18 protein-coding genes are annotated in these 21,933 nt (G+C 74.3%); 13 read left to right on the top strand and 5 right to left on the bottom strand.

The genetic code is table 11. From position 1 onward, the window contains the following. Positions 1-346 precede the first annotated feature (346 nt). A complete protein-coding gene (locus tag ABD350_RS23380; protein WP_344350550.1) occupies positions 347-1,099 on the top strand; it encodes a hypothetical protein in 753 nt (250 codons plus the stop codon). Positions 1,100-1,205: 106 nt separating this feature from the next. Here the strand turns inward: ABD350_RS23380 and ABD350_RS23385 are convergent, their stop codons facing one another. After that, positions 1,206-2,573 carry a DUF1015 family protein gene (locus ABD350_RS23385; protein ID WP_344350232.1) on the bottom strand — a complete coding sequence of 456 codons (1,368 nt, stop codon included), beginning with the start codon at positions 2,571-2,573 and terminating at the stop codon, positions 1,206-1,208. A 74-nt stretch (positions 2,574-2,647) separates the two neighbouring features. Here ABD350_RS23385 and ABD350_RS23390 point away from each other — a divergent pair, with 74 nt between their 5' ends. The 4 genes from ABD350_RS23390 to ABD350_RS23405 all read left to right on the top strand — a co-directional run bounded on the left by ABD350_RS23390 (position 2,648) and on the right by ABD350_RS23405 (position 6,864). Next, positions 2,648-3,676: an HAD-IIA family hydrolase gene (locus ABD350_RS23390; RefSeq protein ID WP_344350233.1), complete on the top strand. Its 1,029-nt coding sequence runs from the start codon at positions 2,648-2,650 to the stop codon at positions 3,674-3,676. Positions 3,677-3,938: 262 nt separating this feature from the next. Continuing rightward, positions 3,939-4,982 carry a FecCD family ABC transporter permease gene (locus tag ABD350_RS23395; protein WP_344350234.1) on the top strand — a complete coding sequence of 348 codons (1,044 nt, stop codon included), beginning with the start codon at positions 3,939-3,941 and terminating at the stop codon, positions 4,980-4,982. Then, positions 4,979-6,025, top strand: a complete 1,047-nt coding sequence (locus tag ABD350_RS23400; RefSeq protein WP_344350235.1) for a FecCD family ABC transporter permease — start codon at positions 4,979-4,981, stop codon at positions 6,023-6,025. The genes ABD350_RS23395 and ABD350_RS23400 overlap by 4 nt, the downstream gene beginning before the upstream one ends. Then, positions 6,022-6,864 carry an ABC transporter ATP-binding protein gene (locus ABD350_RS23405; RefSeq protein ID WP_344350236.1) on the top strand — a complete coding sequence of 281 codons (843 nt, stop codon included), beginning with the start codon at positions 6,022-6,024 and terminating at the stop codon, positions 6,862-6,864. Before ABD350_RS23400 ends, ABD350_RS23405 begins: the two co-directional genes overlap by 4 nt. Here the strand turns inward: ABD350_RS23405 and ABD350_RS23410 are convergent. Beyond that, positions 6,848-7,195, bottom strand: coding sequence for an SCP2 sterol-binding domain-containing protein (locus ABD350_RS23410; RefSeq protein ID WP_344350237.1), 348 nt, complete (start codon positions 7,193-7,195; stop codon positions 6,848-6,850). The two genes, ABD350_RS23405 and ABD350_RS23410, sit on opposite strands and share 17 nt — an antisense overlap. Positions 7,196-7,237: 42 nt before the next feature. On the opposite strand from ABD350_RS23410, the gene ABD350_RS23415 reads away from it, so the two are divergent. The 6 genes from ABD350_RS23415 (at position 7,238) to ABD350_RS23440 (ending at position 13,334) form a co-directional block, all read left to right on the top strand. Next, positions 7,238-7,519 (top strand): hypothetical protein, encoded by a 282-nt coding sequence (locus ABD350_RS23415; protein ID WP_344350238.1) that lies wholly within the window; start codon positions 7,238-7,240, stop codon positions 7,517-7,519. A gap of 23 nt (positions 7,520-7,542) precedes the next feature. Next, positions 7,543-8,358, top strand: coding sequence for a TlyA family RNA methyltransferase (locus ABD350_RS23420; protein WP_344350239.1), 816 nt, complete (start codon positions 7,543-7,545; stop codon positions 8,356-8,358). Next, a complete protein-coding gene (locus ABD350_RS23425; protein WP_344350240.1) occupies positions 8,355-9,272 on the top strand; it encodes an NAD kinase in 918 nt (305 codons plus the stop codon). Before ABD350_RS23420 ends, ABD350_RS23425 begins: the two co-directional genes overlap by 4 nt. A gap of 39 nt (positions 9,273-9,311) precedes the next feature. Then, entirely contained in the window at positions 9,312-11,054 is a 1,743-nt protein-coding gene (gene recN, locus ABD350_RS23430) for a DNA repair protein RecN (RefSeq protein ID WP_344350241.1), read from the top strand. Between the two features lie 65 nt (positions 11,055-11,119). Beyond that, entirely contained in the window at positions 11,120-11,872 is a 753-nt protein-coding gene (locus ABD350_RS23435; protein WP_344350242.1) for a hypothetical protein, read from the top strand. Positions 11,873-12,179: 307 nt separating this feature from the next. Next, positions 12,180-13,334, top strand: coding sequence for a glycosyltransferase family 4 protein (locus tag ABD350_RS23440; protein ID WP_344350243.1), 1,155 nt, complete (start codon positions 12,180-12,182; stop codon positions 13,332-13,334). A gap of 21 nt (positions 13,335-13,355) precedes the next feature. Here ABD350_RS23440 and ABD350_RS23445 read toward each other — a convergent pair whose 3' ends face one another. After that, complete coding sequence (locus tag ABD350_RS23445; protein ID WP_344350244.1) at positions 13,356-15,002, bottom strand: PucR family transcriptional regulator; 1,647 nt, start codon at positions 15,000-15,002, stop codon at positions 13,356-13,358. Positions 15,003-15,225: 223 nt separating this feature from the next. On the opposite strand from ABD350_RS23445, the gene ABD350_RS23450 reads away from it, so the two are divergent. Together ABD350_RS23450 and ABD350_RS23455 are read left to right on the top strand one after the other, a co-directional pair. Continuing rightward, positions 15,226-16,734: an APC family permease gene (locus ABD350_RS23450; protein ID WP_344350246.1), complete on the top strand. Its 1,509-nt coding sequence runs from the start codon at positions 15,226-15,228 to the stop codon at positions 16,732-16,734. A gap of 10 nt (positions 16,735-16,744) precedes the next feature. Continuing rightward, a complete protein-coding gene (locus ABD350_RS23455; RefSeq protein WP_344350247.1) occupies positions 16,745-18,370 on the top strand; it encodes a flavin monoamine oxidase family protein in 1,626 nt (541 codons plus the stop codon). Positions 18,371-18,380: 10 nt separating this feature from the next. Here the strand turns inward: ABD350_RS23455 and ABD350_RS23460 are convergent, their stop codons facing one another. Both ABD350_RS23460 and ABD350_RS23465 read right to left on the bottom strand, forming a co-directional pair. Next, positions 18,381-19,742, bottom strand: a complete 1,362-nt coding sequence (locus ABD350_RS23460) for an FAD-binding oxidoreductase (protein ID WP_344350248.1) — start codon at positions 19,740-19,742, stop codon at positions 18,381-18,383. Positions 19,743-19,827: 85 nt separating this feature from the next. Beyond that, positions 19,828-21,630 (bottom strand): glycoside hydrolase family 15 protein, encoded by a 1,803-nt coding sequence (locus tag ABD350_RS23465; RefSeq protein WP_344350551.1) that lies wholly within the window; start codon positions 21,628-21,630, stop codon positions 19,828-19,830. Positions 21,631-21,933 lie beyond the last annotated feature (303 nt).

Genomic DNA, 21,933 nt, shown 5'->3' on the forward strand with positions numbered 1-21,933 from the left:
TGACCGTCCCTCCTACCGCCGCGACGACGACCGCGGTGGCTACCGCAGGGACGACCGCCGTGACGACCGCCGTGACGATCGCCGCGATGACCGCCGGGACGATCGTGGTGGCTTCCGCCGGGACGACAGCCGCGGTGACGACCGTGGCGGTTTCCGCCGGGACGACAGCCGCGGTGAGCGCGGTGGCTTCCGGGGGCGGGACGACCGTGGCGGCCGTGGGCCGCGCAGGGACGACCGCGGTGGCCGGCCGGGTGGTGGCTTCCGGGGACGTGACGGCCGCGACGACCGCCGTGGCGGCGGCCGGTTCCGCGACGAGCGGGACCGGGACCGGGAGCCGATCAAGCGGCTGCCGATCCCGGAGGACGTCACCGGTGACGAGATCGACAGGGACGTCCGGCAGGAGCTGCAGAGCCTGCCCAAGACGCTCGCGGAGGACGTCGCCAAGAACCTGGTGATGGTCGCCCGGCTGATCGACGAGGACCCCGAAGGCGCCTACGGCTACTCCAAGGTCGCTCTGCGACTGGCGTCCCGTGTGGCCGCCGTGCGCGAGGCCGCCGGGTTCGCCGCGTACGCGACCCAGAAGTACAGCGAGGCCCTCGCCGAGTTCCGGGCCGCCCGGCGGATGACCGGCACCGTCGAGCTGTGGCCGGTGATGGCCGACTGCGAGCGCGGGCTCGGCCGGCCGGAGAAGGCGCTCGACATGGCCGGTGCCCCGGAGGTGCACAAGCTGGACAAGGCCGGGCAGGTCGAGATGCGGCTCGTCGCCGCCGGCGCCCGGCGTGACATGGGCCAGCTGGACGCGGCCATCGTGACCCTCCAGAGCCCGGAGCTGGCCTCCAACTCGGTGCAGCCCTGGACCGCGCGTCTGCGCTACGCCTACGCCGACGCGCTGCTGGCCGCCGGCCGGGAGCGCGAGGCGCGGGAGTGGTTCGCGAAGGCCGTCGAGGCCGACCGGGACGGCAGCACGGACGCCTCCGACCGGCTCGCCGAGCTGGACGGCGTGGAGTTCGTCGACGCCCTGGCCGAGGACGCCTCGGACGAGCCCGGGGAAGCGGCCGAAGCCCCGGACGCCGCTCCGGAGGACGACGACAAGCACTGACGCCGGCAGTCACCTGAAAGGGGGGCGGGTTCCCATGGAACCCGCCCCCCTTTTTTTTGCAGGTAAGGCGGCAGGTAAAGCGGGTGATGCCGGTGATGCCCCCGGCTCAGATCTCCAGCGCGCGCAGCACCAGCCCCGACGCCGGCTTCGGACCGAACGACGTCGACTTGCGGGGCATCGTCACCCCCTGCCGGGCCAGGTCCCGTACGACCTCCTCGCGGACCGGGTGCATCAGGACGGCCGTACTGCCGTCGCGTTCCGCCTTCTCGACCGTCGCCGCCGTGTCGTGGATGTAGGCGATGTGCGCCGGGGAGTCCTCGGGGACACGCCAGACGTGCTCCAGCAGCGTGGCGTGCAGCACCGTGGCGTCCAGAGAGCGCCAGGCGGCCGGCCGGTCCGCCGGGACGGTCCGGGCCAGCAGCTTCGGGTCCGGCCGGTCGAGCAGGTGGAAGGCGCCGTCACCGGCCAGCAGGAACGAGTTGCCCGCGCGGGACGCCTCCGCCAGGGCGGCCTGGGCCCTCGGCAGCGGCACGTCGAGCCGCCGTACCCGGAACAGGCCGTCGACCGCGTCGAGCGCGTCCGCGACCGGCAGGCCGTGCAGCAGCCGGTGGATGGCGCGGACCCGCAGCGGATAGCGGGCGGTGTCGACCAGCAGGACCAGGCCGTAGTCCCAGGGGCTGGGGGAGGGGTGCTCCAGGCGCAGCCGCCGGTAGGTGGCCCAGCGGTGGTGGCCGTCGGCGATCAGTGCCTGGCGGCCGGCCAGGTCGGCCTGGACACGGGCCAGGTCGGCGGGGTCGGTGACGGACCACAGGCGGTGCCGGAAGCCGTCCTCGGTGGTCGTGGCCAGCAGCGGTGGTCGGCTCGCCGTGCGCTCGATCACCTCGGCCGCCGTCCCCGCGCCCACCCCAGACGCCGTACCCGCCTCCGCCCCCGACGCCGTACCGGTGTTCGTCCGTGCCGGATCGCCGGCCGTCGCGCCGTCACCCCGGTAGGTCAGCAGCAGCGGTTCCAGGTTCGCGCGGGTGGCGCGCATCAGGGCGGCGCGGTCGGCGACCACGGGCGGCATGACGTCCTCGTGCGGCAGGACCACGCCCTCGGCGGGCTCCGTCACCCGCAGGGTGCCGATGATCCCGCGCTGGAGCATGCCTTCGCCGTCGCGCTGCTCGTACACGTACAGCCCGGGGGCCGGGTCGGCGACGAGGATGCCCTCGGCCAGCCAGCGGCGCAGGGTGTCGGAGGCCTGCTCGGTGCCGGCGCTGGGGGTGCCGGCCTGCGGCAGGATCAGCCGGACGATGTTGTGCGGGTCGGCCGACTGAAGGTGGTGCAGGCCGTCGGGCCGTACGACGACGTCGTAGGGAGGGGAGGTGACGGAGGAGAGGCTCCCGACCCGGTCGGGGTCGTAGCGCAGGCCACGGAACGGGGTGAGTTCCAGGCCGCGGCGCGTCGTTGCCTCCGAGTGACCTGCTGTCTTCATCCCGGCATCGTACGTGTGTCGGTGGCATGCGGGATGATCGGGGGAAAGGCGAGTCTACGAGGAGCGATACGGACATGAGCCAAGGCGTCAGGACCAGGCCCGAGGGCAGCGGGCAGCCCCTGAGCGAGGCGTACGACACGGCGCTGCTCGATCTGGACGGGGTGGTCTACGCGGGGGGCAGCGCGATCGCGCACGCGGTCGACGCGCTGGCGGTGGCCGGCTCGGGCGGCATGCGGCTGGCGTATGTCACGAACAACGCGCTGCGCACCCCGGACGCGGTGGCCGAGCACCTGACGGAGCTGGGCATACCGACCGGCGCGGACGATGTCATCACCTCCGCGCAGGCCGTGGCCCGGCTGGTCGGCGAGCAGGTGCCGGCCGGGGCGCGGGTGCTGGTGATCGGCGGCGAGGGACTCAGGGCGGCGCTGCGCGAGCGCGGCCTGGTGCCGGTGGAGTCGGCGGATGACGACCCGGCGGCGGTCGTCCAGGGCTACGGCGGGCCCGACCTGCCGTGGGGCCGGTTCGCGGAGGCGTCGTACGCCATCCGGCGGGGCGTGCCGTGGTTCGCGTCCAACACCGATCTGACGATTCCCAGCGGGCGGGGCATCGCGCCGGGCAACGGGGCGGCCGTGGAGGTCGTACGGATCGCGACCGGCGCCGAGCCGCAGGTCGCTGGCAAGCCGCTGCCCCCGATGCACCGGGAGACGATCATCCGGACGGGGGCCGAACGCCCGCTGGTGGTCGGGGACCGGCTGGACACCGACATCGAGGGCGCGTTCAACGGCGGGGTCGACTCGCTGCTGGTGCTGACCGGTGTCACCGACGCAGCCCAGCTGCTCGCCGCGCCGCCCCACCACCGGCCGGCGTATGTGGACGCGGATCTGCGCGGGCTGCTCACCGGGCAGCCGGAGGTCACCGGGGACGGGTCCGGGTTCCGCTGTGGCGGCTGGACGGCGACGGCCGGGGCCGACCGGCTGGAGCTGACGGGCGACGGCGAGGCGCTGGACGGGCTGCGGGCGCTGTGCGCGGCGGCCTGGACGGCGGCCGGCGAGGGCTCCTGTGCCCTGGACGGCGGCAAGGCGCTGGAGCAGCTGGGGCTTTGACGGGCTCGGCCGGGGTAGTCACCCCTCCGGGCCGGGATCGTCACGGCTCGGAGGGGCCCGGGATCGTCACGGCCCGGCGAGCGCATGTCCATCGTCAGGCCGAGCCGGGCCGGGCCGGCGCCCCGCATGTCCATCGCCATGCCGGGTCCGGCCCGGAATCGTCCGGCCCCGGCCGAGTATGTGACGGGGGAGGCGTGCCGGGAGTGGGACGGAACACACATCGGGGAGCCAGAAGAAGTGCAGGGTAGGCTAACCTAACCTCGTGTTGGTCGACAGTCCTCCGGAACAGCGCGCGGAGAACACCCCCGCGCCCCCAACCCGCCATGTGGCCAGGGCCCTTGGGCTCCTGCTCTCGGCCGTGCTCCTGGCGCTCGTCGCCCTGGCGAGTATCGCGATCGGGGCGAAAGGGCTGTCACCGGCCCAGGTCTGGCACGGCCTCTTCCACGACACGGGCACTTACGGCGACGTGGTCGTGGACGAGCGGCTCTCGCGCACGGTGCTCGGTCTGCTGGTCGGCGCCGCGCTCGGGCTCTCCGGCGCGGTGCTCCAGGCGCTGACCCGCAACCCGCTGGCCGACCCCGGGCTGCTCGGCATCAACGCCGGCGCCTCCGCCGCCGTCGTCACGGCCATGACCTTTCTCGGCGTCACCAGCCTCACCGGGTATGTGTGGTTCGCGTTCCTGGGCGCGGCGGCGGTCGGCGCGCTGGTGTGGTTCCTCGGCGGCAGCCGGGGCGCCACCCCGGTCCGGCTCGCGCTCGCCGGTACGGCGATCACCGCGGCCCTGTACGGCTATCTCCAGGCCGTGATGATCACGGACGGCGCGGCCCTGGGCAAGATGCGCTTCTGGACGGTGGGTTCGCTGGTCTCGGCCACCGACTCGACCATCGCGCAGGTGCTGCCGTTCCTCGCGGTCGGCACGGTGCTGGCGCTGGCGCTGGCCCGGCCGCTGAACGCGGTGGAGATGGGCGACGACACCGCCCGCGCCCTCGGCGCCAACCTCGACCGCACCCGCGCGCTGGCCATGCTGTCCGCCGTGGTGCTGTGCGGTGCCGCGACCGCCGCCTGCGGCCCGATCATGTTCGTCGGCCTGATGGTGCCGCACGTCGTGCGCTCCTTCACCGGCCCCGACCTGCGCTGGATCCTGCCGTACGCCACGCTCCTGGCGCCCGTGCTGCTGCTCGGCTCCGACGTCCTCGGCCGGGTCGTGGCCCGGCCCGCCGAACTCCAGGTCGGCATCGTCACCGCGATCATCGGCGGCCCGGTCTTCATCTTTCTCGTACGACGGCGGAGGACGGCCCAGCTGTGAAGACCCACTCCAGGAGCCGTGCCGTACGCACCCCCGGCGGGCTCTCCCTGCGCCTGGACCCGCGCGCCCTGACCGTCGTCGTGCTGCTGGTGGTCGCCGCCTGCGCCGCCGGGGTCGCCCTGATCGGGACCGGCGACGCGAAGATCCCGGCGGCCGACGTGCTGCGGACGCTCGCCGGGAACGGCACCGCCTACCAGGACTTCATCGTCAACGAACTGCGCCTGCCCCGGGTCCTCGTCGGCCTGCTGGTCGGCGCCTCGCTCGGCCTCGGCGGCGCCCTGTTCCAGTCGATCTCCCGCAACCCGCTGGGCAGCCCGGACGTGCTCGGCCTGTCCCAGGGCTCCACGGCCGGCGCGCTGATCGTGATCGTGCTGCTGTCCGGCAGCGCCTCCCAGGTGACCCTCGGCGCGCTGGCCGGCGGCCTGGTCACCGGCCTCGCCATCTACCTGCTCGCCTGGAAGCAGGGCGTGCACGGCTACCGGATGGTGCTGGTCGGTATCGGCGTCAACGCGGTCATGACGGCCGTCAACGGCTATCTGCTCACCAAGGCCGACATGGTCGACGCGGCCCGTGCGGTGGTGTGGATGACCGGCTCGCTCAACGGCCGGGGCTGGGACCAGGTCTGGCCGCTGCTCGCGCTGTGCGCCGTCCTCGTCCCGCTGGTCCTCGCCAACGCCCGCGGCCTGCGGATGATGGAGATGGGCGACGACATCTCGAACGCGCTCGGCGTGCGCGTCCAGTGGGCGCGGCTGCTGCTCATGGTCAGCGCCGTCCTGCTCACCGCCGCGGCCACGGCCGCCGCGGGGCCCGTCAGCTTCGTCGCGCTGACCGCGCCGCAGCTCGCCCGCCGGCTGACCCGCTCGCCGGGGCCCAACCTCGTGCCGTCCCTGTGCATGGGCGCGACCCTGCTGGTCGCCGCCGACTGGGCCTCCCAGCGCGCCTTCGGCGCCGACCAGCTGCCCGTGGGCGTGGTCACCGGCGTGCTCGGCGGCGCCTATCTGCTGTGGCTGCTGGTCACCGAGCGCCGGGCGGGCCGGATATGACCCCCGCCGGCCCGACGAACAACCCGAGGAGCACTGTGAACCGCCTGTCCGCCGAGAACGTCACTCTCGCCTACGACCAGCGAGTCATCGCCGAGCAGCTGTCGGTGCAGATCCCCGACCACTCCTTCACGGTGATCGTCGGCCCGAACGCGTGCGGCAAGTCGACGCTGCTGCGGGCGCTGTCGCGGATGCTCAAGCCCAGCCAGGGACGGGTGCTGCTGGACGGGCAGGCCATCCAGTCGATGCCCGCGAAGAAGGTCGCCCGCACCCTCGGCCTGCTGCCCCAGACGGCCGTCGCGCCCGACGGCATCACGGTCGCCGACCTCGTCGGCCGGGGCCGCTACCCGCACCAGGGCCTGCTGCGCCAGTGGTCGGCGGAGGACGAGCGGGTCGTCCAGGAGTCGATGCGGCAGACCGGCGTGGCCGAACTGGCCGACCGGTACGTGGACGAGCTGTCCGGCGGGCAGCGGCAGCGGGTGTGGATCGCCATGGCGCTCGCCCAGCAGACCCCGCTGCTGCTCCTGGACGAGCCGACCACCTATCTGGACATCCAGCACCAGATCGACGTCCTCGACCTGTGCGCCGAACTCCACGAGGAGCAGGGCCGGACGCTGGTGGCGGTGCTGCACGACCTCAACCACGCCGCCCGTTACGCCACCCACCTCATCGCCCTGCGCGGCGGGAAGGTGATCGCCGAGGGCGCGCCCAACGAGATCGTGACGGCAGGGCTGGTGGAAGAGGTGTTCGGGCTGCGCTGCCAGGTGATCGACGACCCGGAGACGGGCACCCCGCTGGTCGTGCCCGCCGCCCGGAAGGCGCGGCTCACAGCAGCTTCCTGAGCCGGAACAGATCCAGCAGGCTCGCCTCCAGCCGTACCCGGCCCGAGCCCCAGGCGGTCGCGAAGTTCAGCTCGCCGTCCACCAGGGCCACCAGGTCGTCCCCGGCCAGGGCGAGCCTGATCTGTGCCTTCTCCCGAGGCGGGCCGGGGCGGGTGTCGTCCACCTCGATCCGGCCGCCCGTCATCCGGCCGGTGAAGGTGACGTCCAGGTCGGTGATGTGGCAGCTCACCGAGCGGTCCAGCGCGGCGGCCGCGCGGACCTCGCCCTCGGCGCCCCGCATGGTGTCCGAAAACTTGCCCAGTGCGGCGCGGCACTCCTCGATCGTGGCCATCGCCCCCGACGGTACCCCAGCGGTTCGGGGTAGCGTCGGGGCATGAGCGAGTCCGTGTCCGAGGCCGGTACGGCGGCGCCGGCCGAGCCCGAGCGGGCGGCCGAGCCCGCCGCTCCCGCCCCCCTGAACGTCCCGCGCACGCCAACCGGCGTCCCGGAGGCCGACGCGTGCCTGGAGCGGCTGGCCGACGCCGACCACCTCGCCACCGACGGACATGTGGCGGTGTACGAGGATGTACTGCGGGGGCTGCGCGACGCGCTCACCGCGCTCGACGCCCGCCCGGAACCTCCGGCGCCCCCGACGCCGTACCCCAGCAGACCGTAACCAGAGCAGGAGCTGAACCGAACGTGGCAGGAGTCGCACGCCGCCGTCTCGACGCGGAGCTGGTCCGCCGGAAGCTCGCCCGTTCGCGCGAGCACGCCGGCCAGCTGATCGCCGCCGGGCGGGTCACCGTCGGCAAGACCGTGGCGACCAAGCCGGCCACGCAGGTGGAGACCGCCGCGCCCATCGTCGTCCAGGCCGACGACAGTGATCCCGACTACGTCTCCCGGGGCGGTCACAAACTCGCCGGCGCGCTCCAGGTCTTCGTGCCGCAGGGGCTCGTGGTCGAGGGCCGGCGCGCGCTGGACGCCGGCGCGTCCACCGGCGGCTTCACCGATGTCCTGCTGCGCGCGGGCGCCGCCCGTGTCGTCGCCGTCGACGTCGGCTACGGACAGCTCGCCTGGTCCCTGCAGCAGGACGAACGCGTCACCGTCAAGGACCGTACGAACGTGCGTGAGTTGACGCTGGAGGCGATCGACGGGGAGCCGGTGGAGCTGGTCGTGGGCGATCTGTCCTTCATCCCGCTCGGACTGGTGCTGCCCGCCCTGAAGCGGTGCGTGACGCCGGACGCCGATCTGGTGATGATGGTCAAGCCGCAGTTCGAGGTGGGCAAGGACCGGCTCGGCAGCGGCGGTGTCGTGCGCAGTCCCGAACTGCGGGCGGAGGCCGTGCGGAAGGTGGCCGAGCAGGCGTGGGAGCTGGGTCTCGGGGTGCGGGCGGTCACCGCCAGCCCGCTGCCCGGACCCGCGGGGAACGTCGAGTACTTTCTCTGGCTGCGGGCGGGGGCACCCCGGGTGGACCCGGCCGACGTCGACCGTGCAGTGGCGGAGGGGCCGCGTTGACACAGAACCATGCGCGTACTGTTTTCCTGCTCGCCCACACCGGGCGGCCCGCGGCGATCCGCAGCGCGGAACTCGTCGTCAAGGGCCTGCTGCGGCATGGCATCGGGGTGCGGGTGCTGGAGGAGGAGGCGCGCGACCTGCCGCTCCCGGACGAGGTGCACCTCGTCAAGGAGGCCACCGCGCAGTGCCTGGACGGCTGCGAGCTGCTGATCGTGCTGGGCGGTGACGGCACGCTGCTGCGCGGGGCCGAGTTCGCGCGGGCCTCCGGGGTGCCGATGCTCGGCGTCAACCTGGGACGCGTGGGGTTCCTCGCCGAGGCCGAGCGGGACGACCTGGACCGGGTGGTGGACCGGGTGGTGGCCCGCTCCTACGAGGTCGAGGAGCGGATGACCGTCGATGTCGTCGTCCACCGCAACGGTGACATCGTGCACACCGACTGGGCGCTGAACGAGGCGGCCGTGCAGAAGGCCGGCGCGGAGAAGCTGCTGGAGGTCGTGCTGGAGATCGACGGGCGGCCGGTGTCGGAGTTCGGCTGCGACGGGGTGATCCTGTCCACGCCCACCGGGTCCACCGCCTACGCCTTCTCGGCCGGCGGTCCGGTGGTCTGGCCGGAGGTGGAGGCACTGCTGATGGTGCCGATCAGCGCGCACGCGCTGTTCGCCAAGCCGCTGGTCACCTCCCCGGACTCGGTGCTCGCGGTGGAGGTGCTGCCGCACATCCCGCCGGGCGTGCTGTGGTGCGACGGCCGGCGCACGGTCGAGCTGCCGCCCGGGGCGCGGGTGGAGGTGCGCCGGGGCGCGGTGCCGGTACGGCTGGCCCGGTTGCACCACTCGTCGTTCACCGACCGGCTCGTGGCGAAGTTCGCCCTGCCGACCACGGGGTGGCGGGGGGCGCCGCACCACTCCCAGGAGTGACACGGGCGGGCCATGTGCGCTGCCCGCCCCGGACCTCGTATGGTCTGTTCCGTGTTGGAGGAGATGCGGATACGGTCGCTCGGGGTCATCGACGATGCCGTAGTCGAGCTGTCACCGGGGTTCACCGCTGTCACCGGTGAGACGGGTGCGGGCAAGACCATGGTGGTCACCAGCCTCGGGCTGCTGCTCGGCGGCCGGGCGGACCCGGCGCTCGTGCGGATCGGGGCGGAGAAGGCGGTCGTGGAGGGGCGGGTCGCCGTCCCCCCCAAAGCCGCCGCCGTCGTACGCGCCGAGGAGGCGGGGGCCGAGCTGGACGACGGCGCCCTGCTGATCAGCCGTACCGTCTCCGCCGAGGGCCGCTCCCGGGCGCATCTGGGCGGGCGCAGCGTGCCCGTCGGGCTGCTCGCCGAGCTGGCCGACGACCTGGTGGCCGTGCACGGGCAGACCGACCAGCAGGGACTGCTGAAGCTGTCCCGGCAGCGGCAGGCCCTGGACCGGTACGCGGGCGACGCCGTCGCCGTGCCGCTCGCCGAGTACACCGGGGCCTACCGGCGGCTGCGGGCCGTCTCCGCCGAGCTGGAGGAGATCACCACCCGCGCGCGGGAGCGGGCGCAGGAAGCCGACATGCTGCGCTACGGGCTCGACGAGATCGCCGCCGTGGAGCCCCGGCCCGGCGAGGACGCCGAACTGGCCGAGGAAGCCGGACGGCTCGGGCACGCCGAGGCGCTGTCGTCCGCCGCGACGGCCGCGCACGCCGCTCTCGCGGGCAACCCGGAGGACCCCGAGGGGATCGACGCCTCGACCCTCGTCGCGGGCGCCCACCGCGCCCTGGAGGCCGTACGGGCGCACGACCCGGCGCTGGCCGCGCTCGCCGACCGGATCGGGGAGATCGGCATCCTGCTCGCCGACGTGGCCGGCGAGCTGGCCGGATACGCCGACGATCTCGACGCCGACCCGCTGCGGCTGGCCGCCGTGGAGGAACGCCGGGCCGCGCTGACCGCGCTGACCCGCAAGTACGGCGAGGACATCGACGCGGTCCTCGCCTGGGCCGAGCACGGCGCCGCCCGGCTCACCGAGCTGGACGGCGACGACGAGCGGATCACGGAGCTGACCGCCGAGCGCGACGCGCTCCGTACCGAACTGGGCGCCCTCGCGCAGCGGCTGACCGACGCCCGGAGGGAGGCCGCCGAACGGTTCGCCGCGGCCGTCACCGCCGAGCTGGCCTCGCTGGCGATGCCCCACGCGCGCGTGTCCTTCGACATCCGGCAGACCCCCGACCCCGAGGGCGTCGAGGTCGGCGGACGGACGGTGGCCTACGGCCCGTCGGGCGTCGACGAGGTCGAACTGCTGCTCGCCCCGCACCCGGGAGCCCCGGCGCGGCCCATCGCCAAGGGCGCCTCCGGCGGTGAGCTGTCCCGGGTGATGCTCGCGGTCGAGGTGGTCTTCGCGGGCACCGACCCGGTCCCGACGTACCTGTTCGACGAGGTGGACGCGGGGGTCGGCGGCAAGGCGGCGGTGGAGATCGGCCGGCGCCTGGCGAAGCTCGCCAAGACCGCGCAGGTCGTCGTGGTCACCCACCTGCCCCAGGTCGCCGCGTTCGCCGACCGCCAGCTGCTGGTGGAGAAGACCAGCGACGGTTCCGTGACCCGTTCCGGCGTGAAGGTCCTGGAGGGCGAGGAGCGCGTCCGCGAGCTGTCCCGCATGCTGGCGGGCCAGGAGGACTCCCAGACGGCCCGGGCACACGCGGAGGAACTCCTGGCCACGGCCAGGGCGGAGGTATAGCGGGCGGCCCCGGGGACGCTTCCCGGGGTGCGGCCCGGTCCGGGCCGTTTCCTAGGGTGGGCGGCATGATCGACGAGCGAACGTGCCGCCCGCTGCTCCTCGCCGCCGCGCTCACCCGGGCCGGCCAGGCCCTGCTGCGCGCCGCCCCGCCCGGCGGACGCGCGCGCTGGGAGCGGACCAACCACGCCGGACGGGCCGTCGGGCTGTACGCCGGGCCCGCCGTGGCGGTGGGGGCCGGGATCGCCGCCGCGCGGGTGCGTCCCGCGGCCGGGGCCGCGGTGCTGGCCGCCGCCGTGTGCGGGGCGTACGACGATGCCGCCGGGGACGACCGGCGCGGCTTCCGGGCGCATCTGCGGGCGCTGCGGGGCGGGGAGATCACCAGCGGGGCCGTGAAGCTGTTCGGCATCTCGGCGGCGGGGCTGGCCGCGGGCGCCGTGCTGAAGGAACGGCCGGCCGACAAGCTGCTCGCCGGGGTCGTCATCGCCGGGAGCGCCCATCTCGTGAACCTGCTCGACGTACGGCCGGGACGCGCCGCCGGCGCCGTGCTCGCGCTCGGGGTGCCCGGGCTGGTGCGCGAGGGGCCCGGGGCACTGCTGGCCGCCGGGGCGGTGGGGGCCGCCGCGGCCGTGCTGCCCGACGACGCGGGGGAACGGGTGATGCTCGGGGACACGGGGGCGCACGCGCTCGGCGCCGCGCTGGGGGCGGCCGTGGTGGCGGGAAACCGGCGCGCGGGGCTGCTCGCGCACGCCGTCGCGCTGGTCGCCGCGGCCCGCTACGGGGACCGGGTGAGCGCTCTGGCACGTACCGGGCGCGGCTGACCTCGCCGTATGCCCACGCGCACCGCCCACCGAGGGCATCTCTCTCCTCACCCGTGTGGGTGATGTGCTCCGGCGCATTGCCCCGGCCCGCCGCACGATGCGCCCTCCCGCGTGTTCCCTGAACGGCCGTACGCCCTGGCATGCTTGGCAGGGAACGCGGGCGGGCGGCGGGCCCGGGCGGTCCGTGCCTCAGGCGCGCGGGGTGCGCCCTTCCGCCCCCCTGAGCCCCCAACCTTCTGTACGTTTTCCCGTGACCGCCCCCACGCGTCTTCTCGTGACCGCCCCACGAACCAGGAGCCTTGGCCCCGTGACCCCGCTGAGCAGCTACGCACCGCACGGCCGGCCGCCGCTGCGCACCGTGCAGGTGCTCGGCGGAGGCAACGCCGCCAGCAGCGCGCACGTGCGCTCCCTGGCCGAGGGCCTGGTCGCGCGGGGCGTACGGGTCACCGTGTGCGCCCCCACCGAGGCCGACCGGGCCTACGACTTCAGCGGTACCGGCGCCGACCACGTCCACGTGCCGCGCAGCAGCGACCCCGTCTCCGTGGCCGCCCTGCGCACCGCCTGCGCCCACGCCGACCTGGTGCACGCCCACGGCCTGCACGCCTCCTTCCGGTCCGTGCTCGCGCTCGGCGGACGCACCACCCCGCTGGTGGTCACCTGGCACGACCGCGCCCACGCGGAGGGACCGCGGGCCCAGCTGCTGCGCATGCTGGAGCGGCGGGTGACACGCACCGCGGCCGTCGTCCTCGGCGCCAGCCCCGACCTGGTCGACCGCGCCCGCCGGACCGGCGCGCGGGACGCCCGGCTCGCCCCGGTCGCCCTGCCCGGCCGGCGCCGGCCCGGCGGGGCCGAGGAGACCGCGGACCACGACGGCCCCGACCGGCAGCGGTCCAAGGCCCGCGCCGAACTCGGCGCCGTCGACCGCCCGTTGCTCCTCGCCGTCGGCTCCCTGGACCGCCACCGCGGCTACGACGTCCTGCTCGACGCGGCCCGCCGGTGGCGGGAGCGGGACCCGGTGCCGCTGGTGGTGATCGCGGGGGAGGGGCCGCTGCGGCCGGCGCTCCAGCGGCGGATCGAGGACGAGGAGTTGCCGGTACGGCTCGTCGGGCGTCGCGACGACATCCCCGATCTGCTCGCCGCCGCCGACCTTGCCCTGCTCACCAGCAGCCGGGAATCGCGGTCCGTCCTCGCCCAGGAGGCGCTGCACGCGCGCGTGCCGCTCGTCGCGACCCGGGTCGGCGGCATCCCCGACCTCGTCGGCGACGCGGCCGAACTCGTCCCGTACGGCGATCCGGTGGCCCTCGCGGAGGCGGTCCGGCGACTGCTCGCCGACCCCGGGCGGCGCGCCCGGCTGCGCGAGCGCGCGGCCCGGCAGTGCGCGACCTGGCCGACCGAGGACGAGACCGTCGCCCAGGTCCTCAGCGTCTACGACGAACTGACCCGGCCCAGACCGCTGACTTGACGCCCCGGCCGCCGCGGACGCCTACGGCACGTGCCGGCGGGCCCGCAGGGCCAGGCTCAGCGCCAGCACCGTCTGCGGGTCGTCCAGGTCGATGCCCAGCAACTCGCCGATGCGGGCCAGGCGGTTGTACAGCGTCTGACGGTTGAGATGCAGCTCGCGGGCCGTCTCCGCCTTGCGGCCCGCGTGCGCGAGATAGGTCTCCAGCGTCGGCAGCAGCGGCGGCCGGGAACGCCGGTCGTGCTCGCGCAGCGGGCCGATCGCCCGGTCCACGAAGGCCGCCAGGTCCGGGTGGTCACGCAGCCGCCACAGCAGCAGGTCGATGTCCAGGCGCCGGGCGTCGTACCAGGGCCGGTCGGTCAGGCCCTGGGCCGCCGTCGCCGTCTCCGCCGCGTGCCGCAGCCCCGCCGAGGCCGCCGCCCAGCCGCCGGCCACCCCGACCACCACCACCGGCGGCGGCGAGCCCGGCCGCCGCATCCCGGCCCGCTCCACCCCGGCCCGCAGCGCCGCCGCCACCCGGTCCGCGACCGCCGTCCGCTCCGCCTCCGCGCGCAGCCCCAGCAGCACCAGGACCCGGCCCTCCACCGGCCGCACGCCCAGCAGCACCGGCACCCCCACCGCGGCCAGCTCCTCGGAGACCGCCCGGGCCAGCACCGCCCAGCCCCCGCCGGGCGAGAGGGTGTCCCCGATCCGCATCACCACCGGCAGCAGCGGGCTGTCACCCGGCTTGAAGCCGAGCACCCGGGCCTGCGCCGGGGCGTCCTCGGCCGTGATCCGGCCCTCGGCGAGATCGGTGAGGAAGTCCCCGCGCCCGCGCGCCGCCAGCTCCTCCTCCTGCCGGGCCTGCATCAGCACCACGGCCAGGATGCCCGCGGCCCGCTCGGCGGCGATCCGGTGCACCGGGGCCGGCGTCGCGCGCACCGGCAGCACGACCAGCCGGGCCCGCACCGAGCCGGCCGTGCCCAAACCGCCGCCGGGCACGTCCACCAGCACCGTGCCGGCCGGCGGCGGGGCCTCCTTGTGCGGGCCGCGCAGCCCCTCCCACACCTGGAGCGGGTCGGCGCCCTCCGGCCCGGCCCCGGCGGCGTACAGCAGCCGGCCGTCCGCCGTCTCCAGGAACACCGGGTTGCCGCTGAAGTCGGCCAGGATGCACAGCACCTGCGGCACCCCGCCGCCGCCCAGCAGCGCCTCGGTGCAGCGCCGGTGCACCTCCTCGGCGCGCTGGAGCAGCGCGTAGTGGCCGTTGACGATCTCGGTGTGGACCTCCTCGGTCACCGTCACGAACGGCACCTCGCGGTGCAGCTGGACCAGCGGCAGACCGGCCGTGCGGGCCGTGTCCACCAGCGCCGCCGGCAGCCGGCCGAAGCGCGGCCCCAGTTCCACCACCAGGGCGGCGATGCCCCGTTCGGCCAGGGTCCGCACGAACGCCCGCTGCTCGGCCGGCCGGGTGCCCAGGCCGTAGCCCGTGGTGAGCAGCAGCTCGCCGCCCTTGAGCAGCGAGGCGATGTTCGGGACCTCGCCCGCGTGCACCCAGCGCACGGTGCGGCCGAGCCGGTCGGCGCCCGCCAGGATCTCCGGCAGTCCGCTGCGCAGTCCGGGCAGCTCCAGCGCCCGCTGCACGGTGATGCCGGCGCCCTGGGTGTCGAGTCGGTGGTCCGTACGGCTGTCCATGCAGCGGACGCTACCCGGGCGTACGTTTCGCCGACATCTCCGTCCGATCACGGCGGCGGTCACCGGGCCCGCGCGAGCGACACTGCGTCGCCCTCGGCGCGGAATTACCCGACCGCCTGTCTGTTGTGGTGTACGTCACTGCCCCGGCACACTGTCGCAACCGTACAAGAACCGCCGTTTGACCTTCGGATTTCGTTGCGCGAGCACCACATGAGGGGCGGGAATGACAGAGAAACCCACGCGAGAGGTACAGCGCCTCAAGGCGAATTCCGTAGGACTGGTGGGCGTGGTGTTCATGGCGGTGGCCACCGCCGCGCCGATCACGGCGATGACCGGCAACCTGCCGATCGCCGTCGGCTTCGGCAACGGCACCGGAGCACCGGCCGGCTATCTCTTCGCGACGCTGGTGCTGGCGGTCTTCTCCGTCGGCTATGTCGCCATGGCCCGCCGCATCACCGCGGCCGGAGCCTTCTACGGGTTCATCTCGCACGGCCTGGGGCGCATCGCGGGCATGGCCTCCGGCATGCTCGCCGTGCTCGCGTACGTCGTCTTCGAGGCGTCCATCGTCGGCGTCTTCGCCTACTTCGCGCAGACCACCGTCCGCGACCAGCTCGGCGCCGATCTGCCGTGGGCCGGGTACGCGGCCGCGATGCTGCTGGTGACGGCCGTGCTGTCGTACTTCGACATCAACCTGACCGCCAAGGCGCTCGGCGTGCTGCTCGTCGCCGAGATCGCGGTCCTCTTCGCGGTCGCCACCGCCGTCCTGCTGCGCGGCGGCGGCCCGGACGGCATCCCCGTCGCGCCGGTCAACCCCAAGAACGCCTTCACCGGCGCCTCCGCAGGCCTCGGCCTGTTCTTCGCCTTCTGGTCGTGGGTCGGCTTCGAATCGACGGCGATGTACGGCGAGGAGTCCCGCGACCCCAAGCGCGTCATCCCGCGCGCGACGCTGATCTCCGTCATCGGCGTCGGCCTGTTCTACATCTACGTCTCCTGGATGACCATCGCCGGCAACGGCCTCGACGGCGCGGTACGGGTCTCCGCCGGCGCGAGCCCCCTCGACCTGTTCTTCGACCCGGCGCGCGGCTTCATCGGCGCCTGGGCGGTGGACGCCTTCCAGTGGCTGCTGATCACCGGCTCGTTCGCCTGCGGCATGGCCTTCCACCAGTGCGCGGCCCGCTATCTGTACGCCATCGGCCGCGAGGGCTTCCTGCACCCCGCGCTGGGCCGCACCCACCCGCGGCACGGCTCGCCGTACCTCGCCTCCTTCACCCAGTCCGTCATCGCCGTCGTCATCGTCGGCGCGTTCTGGGCGACCGGGCAGGACCCGTACATCCACCTGTACACACTGCTGGCGATCCTCGGCACGATGGCGATCCTCATCGTGCAGACCCTCTGCTCCTTCGCCGTCATCGGCTACTTCCGCCGCAACCACCCCGAGGACCGGCACTGGTTCCGCACCCTGACCGCGCCGCTGCTCGGCGGCCTCGGCATGATCGCCGTCGTGGTGCTGCTGGTGGTCAACATGGACACCGCGGCCGGTACGGCGGCCGGGTCGCTCTTCTTCGAGGCCATCCCGTGGATCGTCGGGCTGGTCTTCTTCGGCGGCTGCGGGCTCGGTCTGTATCTGCGGGCCCGGCGGCCGGAACGGTACGAGGTCATCGGCCGGATCGTCCTAGAGGACGCGGCCGAGCGCACGGACGACGACGTCGAGCAAGCCCCCGCCAACGCCTGAGGAGGCACCCGTGTCCCGTACGCGGCTGATGCACGTCCTTCGCACCCTCACCGCCGACCACGCCGCCGCCGAGCGGCTTGGTCTGCCCGTCGCCGAGGCGCGGGCCGTGCGCCGGCGCACCGTCCTCAAGGGCGCCGCCGGCACGGCCGCCGTGACGACCGCCGCGGCCGTCCCCACACCGGCCGCCGCGGCCGTCCCGGCACCGTCCGCCGCCGCGTCCGCGCCCCGCGTCGCCGTCGTCGGCGCGGGGATCGCCGGGCTGACCGCCGCCCTCACCCTGCGCGACGCGGGATACGCCTGCACCCTCTACGAGGCCCACCCCACCCGCGTCGGCGGCCGCATGTACACCCAGCGCGACCACTGGGCCTGGGGGCAGACCTCGGAGATCGGCGGCGAGCTGATCGACACCGGCCACAAGAAGATCCTCCAGCTGTGCCGCCGCTTCTCCCTGCCCGTCGAGGACTTCGCCGGCGGCGGTCCCCAGGGCGCGGAGGAAGTCCTCTGGTTCGACGGCGCGTACTACCCGCGCGACCGGGCCGACGAGGACTTCAAGGCGGTCTACCAGTCCCTGCGCGCCGATCTCCAGGCCGCCGGCGAGGTCAAATGGGACCGGACCACGCCGGCCGGCACCGCCCTGGACAACCTGTCCCTGTACGACTGGATCGAGACGCGGGTGCCCGGCGGCCACGCCTCCCCGCTCGGCCGCTTCCTCGACGTCGCCTACGCCGTCGAGTACGGCGCCGACACCACCGAGCAGTCCTCGCTCGCCCTCGTGTTGCTCATGGGCTACCAGCCCAACCCGGGCCACTTCAACGTCTGGGGCCTGTCCGACGAGCGGTACCACATCGTCGGCGGCAACGACCGGCTCCCGCGTGCCATCGCCGCCTGGCTGCCCGCCGGAACGCTCCGGCACGGCTGGTCCCTCCAGGCGGTGCGGGCCGGCACCGACGGCACCCAGACCCTCACCTTCACCGAGGCGGGCAGCACCCGCACGGTCACCGCCGACCACACCATCCTGTGCGTTCCCCTGCCGGTCCTGAAGCGGCTGGACCTGAGCAAAGCCGGGTTCGACCCCCGTATGACCAGCCTGCTGCGCGATGCCCGCATGGGCTACTGCACCAAGCTCAACATGCAGTTCACCGGCCGCCCCTGGCGCGGCACCGGCCCCTGGCCCGGGGTGTCCGCGGGCGACTGCTTCACCGACCTCGGGGTGCAGCAGACCTGGGACACCACCAAGGTCCAGCCGGGCACCGGCGGCATCCTCATCCAGTACGGCGGCGGCAGCCGCGCCGGGTCGCTGACGCCGGCGGGGCCGTTCTCGTACGAGGACGACCCTTACGTCAAGGACCTCGCCACCCGGTACCTGAAGGACATCGACGCCTTCTTCCCCGGCACGTCGGCCGCCTGGACCGGGCGCGCCCAGCTGTCGGCCTGGCACCTCGACCCGTACACCCAGGGCGCCTATTCGTACTGGCCGGTGGGGTATCTGCACCGGTACGCCGGCTACGAGGGCACGGCCCAGGGCAACATCCACCTCGCCGGCGAGCACTGCTCCTACGACTTCCAGGGCTTCATGGAGGGCGGCGCGACGGAGGGCGAGCGGGCGGCGCGGGAGGTGATCGCGGCCCTGGGCTGACCAGGGGGGCTCACACGGGACGGATGTTGTGGTTGCAGCGGAAGACGTTGTCGGGGTCGTAGCGCCGCTTCACCTTCTCCAGCCGCAGCACGTTCCCGGCGCCCAGCCCCGCCCGGACCCGCTCCGGGCCCTCGTCGCCGATCAGGTTCAGGCACACGGCCCCGGTGCTCCACGGCCGCAGGGCGGCGCGGGCGTCCCGTACCCAGCGAAGCGCCCGCTCGTCCTCCGCCGGGTCCGCCCACACCGCGCACGGGTGCGCGGTCCACGGGGCGTCCCGCCAGGCCAGCGGGTAACCGCGCGGCCCGGCGGCGACCGCCCCGCCCTGCGGGAACAGCAGATGCCGGGAGCCGGCCGCCGCCGGCATGCCCTCCCCGCCCGCGCAGAAGGCGTCCACCGCCTCCTGGGGCAGCCCGGTCAGACACTCCGCCGACCCGTGGCGGCGCAGCCCGGACGGGGTGTCGAGCAGGCGCTGCGCCTCGGTGTAGGGCACCTCGCCGGCCACTGCCGCCTCGTGCGGCAGCGCGCGCAGCGGCCCGGCGAGGTCGCGCAGCCCGTCCGCGCCGCCGGCGTAGGTCAGCACGGCCGCGCACCGCGGGCCGCCCGCCGGCGCGGGCGGCCCGGCCAGGTACAGCAGCGCGCCGCCCAGCTCGTCCGGGCCGGTACGGAAGACCTCCCGGAAGGCGCGGACCACCTCCGGTCCGCGGCCGGGCGGATACCGCAGCAGGGCGAGGGAGAACCGCGGCAGCTCGTGCAGCCGCAGGGTGAGCGCGGTGACGACACCGAAGTTGCCGCCCCCGCCGTGCAGTGCCCGGAACAGCTCGGGGTGCTCGTCGGCGCTCGCGCGCACCCGTGCGGCGTCGGCGGTCACCAGCTCGACGGTCAGGAGGCTGTCGGCGGCCGGGCCGAAGAGGCGGTCCAGCCAGCCGGTGCCGCCGCCGAGGACGAAGCCGGCCACACCGGTGGTGGGGGCCCGCGCGCCGGTGGTCGCCAGACCGTACGGCAGGGCCGCCCGGTCCAGCTCGCCCGTCGTGGCGCCGCCCTCGACCCGGGCCGTCCCGGCCACCGGGTCGACGCCCACCCGGCGCAGCCGGCTCAGGTCCACCATCAGCGCTCCGTCGGCCGACGCCGTACCGGCGGCGCCGTGGCCGCCGCCGCGCACCGCGACGCGCAGGTCCAGCTCCCGGCCGAAGCGGACGGCCCGCACCACGTCGGCCGCGTCCGCGCACCGGGCGATCACCGCCGGCCGCCGGCCGTCCCGCGCGTCGAAGACGGCGCGGGCCCCGTCGTAGCCGGGGTCCCACGGGGCGAACACCTCGCCGGCCAGCTCCTCACGGAGGGCGGCGAGCGCCGTGTGCGCCGTGGAGAAAGCCACGCTGTCAGCCTAGGCGTGCGCGCCCCGAAGGGGCGCGGGGAACCGCGCGACCGGCCACGGCGGACCCGCAGCCGGCCGACGGCCCCTACCCTCCGTACGCGCCGGACGCGGTCAGCCGCAGCGCCGTGTCGATCAGCGGCACGTGGCTGAACGCCTGCGGGAAGTTCCCCACCTGCCGCTTCAACCGAGGGTCCCACTCCTCGGCGAGCAGACCGAGGTCGTTGCGCAGCGCGAGGAGCTTCTCGAACAGCTTGCGGGCCTCGTCCACCCGGCCGATCATCGCCAGGTCGTCCGCCATCCAGAACGAGCAGGCCAGGAAGGCGCCCTCGTCGCCGGGCAGGCCGTCGACGCCCGCGTCCTCGCCCTCCGTGGGATAGCGCAGGATGAACCCGTCCGGCGTGGACAGCTCGCGCTGGATCGCCTCGATGGTGCCGATCACCCGCTTGTCGTCCGGCGGCAGGAAGCCCATCTGCGGGATCAGCAGCAGCGAGGCGTCCAGCTCCTTGGAGCCGTAGGACTGGGTGAAGGTGTTGCGCTCCTTGTCGTAGCCCTTCTCGCACACGTCCCGGTGGATGTCGTCGCGCAGCTCGCGCCAGCGCTCCAGCGGGCCGTCCGCGTCCCCGGACTCGATCAGCTTGATGGTGCGGTCCACCGCGACCCAGGCCATCACCTTGGAGTGCACGAAGTGCCGGCGCGGGCCGCGCACCTCCCAGATGCCCTCGTCCGGCTCCTGCCAGTGGTCCTCCAGGTAGCGGATCAGCTTCAGCTGGAGCAGGGAGGCGTAGTCGTTGCGGGCCAGACCGGTCATATGACCCAGGTGCAGGGCCTCGGTGACCTCGCCGTACACGTCCAGCTGGAGCTGGTGCGCGGCGCCGTTGCCGACCCGGACCGGGGCGGACTTCTCATAGCCCGGCAGCCAGTCCAGCTCGGCCTCGCCCAGCTCCCGCTCGCCGGCGATGCCGTACATGATCTGGAGGTTCTCCGGGTCGCCGGCGACCGCCCGCAGCAGCCACTCGCGCCAGGCACGGGCCTCCTCGCGGTAGCCGGTGCGCAACAGCGAGGACAGGGTGATCGCCGCGTCCCGCAGCCAGGTGTAGCGGTAGTCCCAGTTGCGCACGCCCCCGATGTCCTCGGGCAGGGAGGTCGTCGGGGCGGCGACGATGCCGCCCGTGGGGGCGTACGTCAGCGCCTTCAGGGTGATCAGCGAACGGATCACCGCCTCGCGGTAGGGCCCGTGGTACGTACAGTGTTCGACCCACTCGCGCCAGAAGTCCTCCGTGGCCTCCAGCGAGGCCTCCGGCTCCGGCAGCGGCGGCGGCTCCTTGTGCGAGGGCTGCCAGGAGATGGTGAAGGCGATGCGGTCGCCCGGGGCCACGGTGAAGTCGGCGTAGGTCGTCAGCGCCTTGCCGTAGGTCTCGGCCTCGGTGTCGAACCACACGGAGTCGGGTCCGGCGACGGCCACCGTGCGGCCCTCGTGCTTGTGCACCCACGGCACCACCCGGCCGTAGGAGAACCGCATCCGCAGGGCGGAGCGCATCGGCACCCGGCCGGTGACGCCCTCCACGATCCGGATCAGCTGGGGGGCGCCGTCACGCGGGGGCATGAAATCGGTCACGCGTACGGTGCCGCGCGGGGTGTCCCACTCGGTTTCCAGGATCAGCGAGTCGCCGCGGTAGCCGCGCCGGGCGGCCGTGGGCGGTTTCGCGTCGGCCGCGTGCGCCGGGCCGAGCCGCCAGAAGCCGTGCTCCTCGGTGCCCAGCAGGCCGGCGAAGATGGCATGCGAGTCGAAGCGGGGCAGGCACAGCCAGTCCACCGTGCCGTCCCGGCAGACCAGTGCGGCGGTCTGCATGTCTCCGATGAGTGCGTAGTCTTCGATGCGCCCGGCCACGTGCAACTCCAGTCGAACGGCCACGTCACACCCCCGCGCAGGGGGCAGTCGCTAGTGCGGTCAAGGGTCGTTGTTGTGTGTCGTTGAGCGGTGAAGCAAAGCAGCCCGCCGAGCCCTGAGGCAAACACGACAGTCCTTGCTCAACGAACTGCCGCGCTCTCGTTGTTCCGGGTTGGTGCAGGCGGGGGTGTGCCGTCGTTTCCGGCCGGGCTCGGCAGTGAGTGTCCGAGCAGGATACGACGCACGCGGTTGATCCGGGGGCCGCTCCGGGCAACCCGTATGGGCCGAACGAGTGACCGCCGG

The sequence above is a fragment of the Streptomyces nogalater genome, from assembly GCF_039532885.1.
Lineage (GTDB): Bacteria > Actinomycetota > Actinomycetes > Streptomycetales > Streptomycetaceae > Streptomyces > Streptomyces nogalater.

Bases quoted from the DNA above. Each gene is read 5' to 3' on its own strand.
- ABD350_RS23390 (WP_344350233.1), top strand. From the start codon at position 2,648: ATGAGCCAAGGCGTCAGGACCAGGCCCGAGGGCAGCGGGCAGCCCCTG.
- ABD350_RS23450 (WP_344350246.1), top strand. From the start codon at position 15,226: ATGACAGAGAAACCCACGCGAGAGGTACAGCGCCTCAAGGCGAATTCC.
- ABD350_RS23435 (WP_344350242.1), top strand. From the start codon at position 11,120: ATGATCGACGAGCGAACGTGCCGCCCGCTGCTCCTCGCCGCCGCGCTC.
- recN (WP_344350241.1), top strand. From the start codon at position 9,312: ATGGTCTGTTCCGTGTTGGAGGAGATGCGGATACGGTCGCTCGGGGTC.
- ABD350_RS23405 (WP_344350236.1), top strand. From the start codon at position 6,022: ATGACCCCCGCCGGCCCGACGAACAACCCGAGGAGCACTGTGAACCGC.
- ABD350_RS23410 (WP_344350237.1), bottom strand. From the start codon at position 7,195: ATGGCCACGATCGAGGAGTGCCGCGCCGCACTGGGCAAGTTTTCGGAC.
- ABD350_RS23385 (WP_344350232.1), bottom strand. From the start codon at position 2,573: ATGAAGACAGCAGGTCACTCGGAGGCAACGACGCGCCGCGGCCTGGAA.
- ABD350_RS23445 (WP_344350244.1), bottom strand. From the start codon at position 15,002: ATGGACAGCCGTACGGACCACCGACTCGACACCCAGGGCGCCGGCATC.
- ABD350_RS23415 (WP_344350238.1), top strand. From the start codon at position 7,238: ATGAGCGAGTCCGTGTCCGAGGCCGGTACGGCGGCGCCGGCCGAGCCC.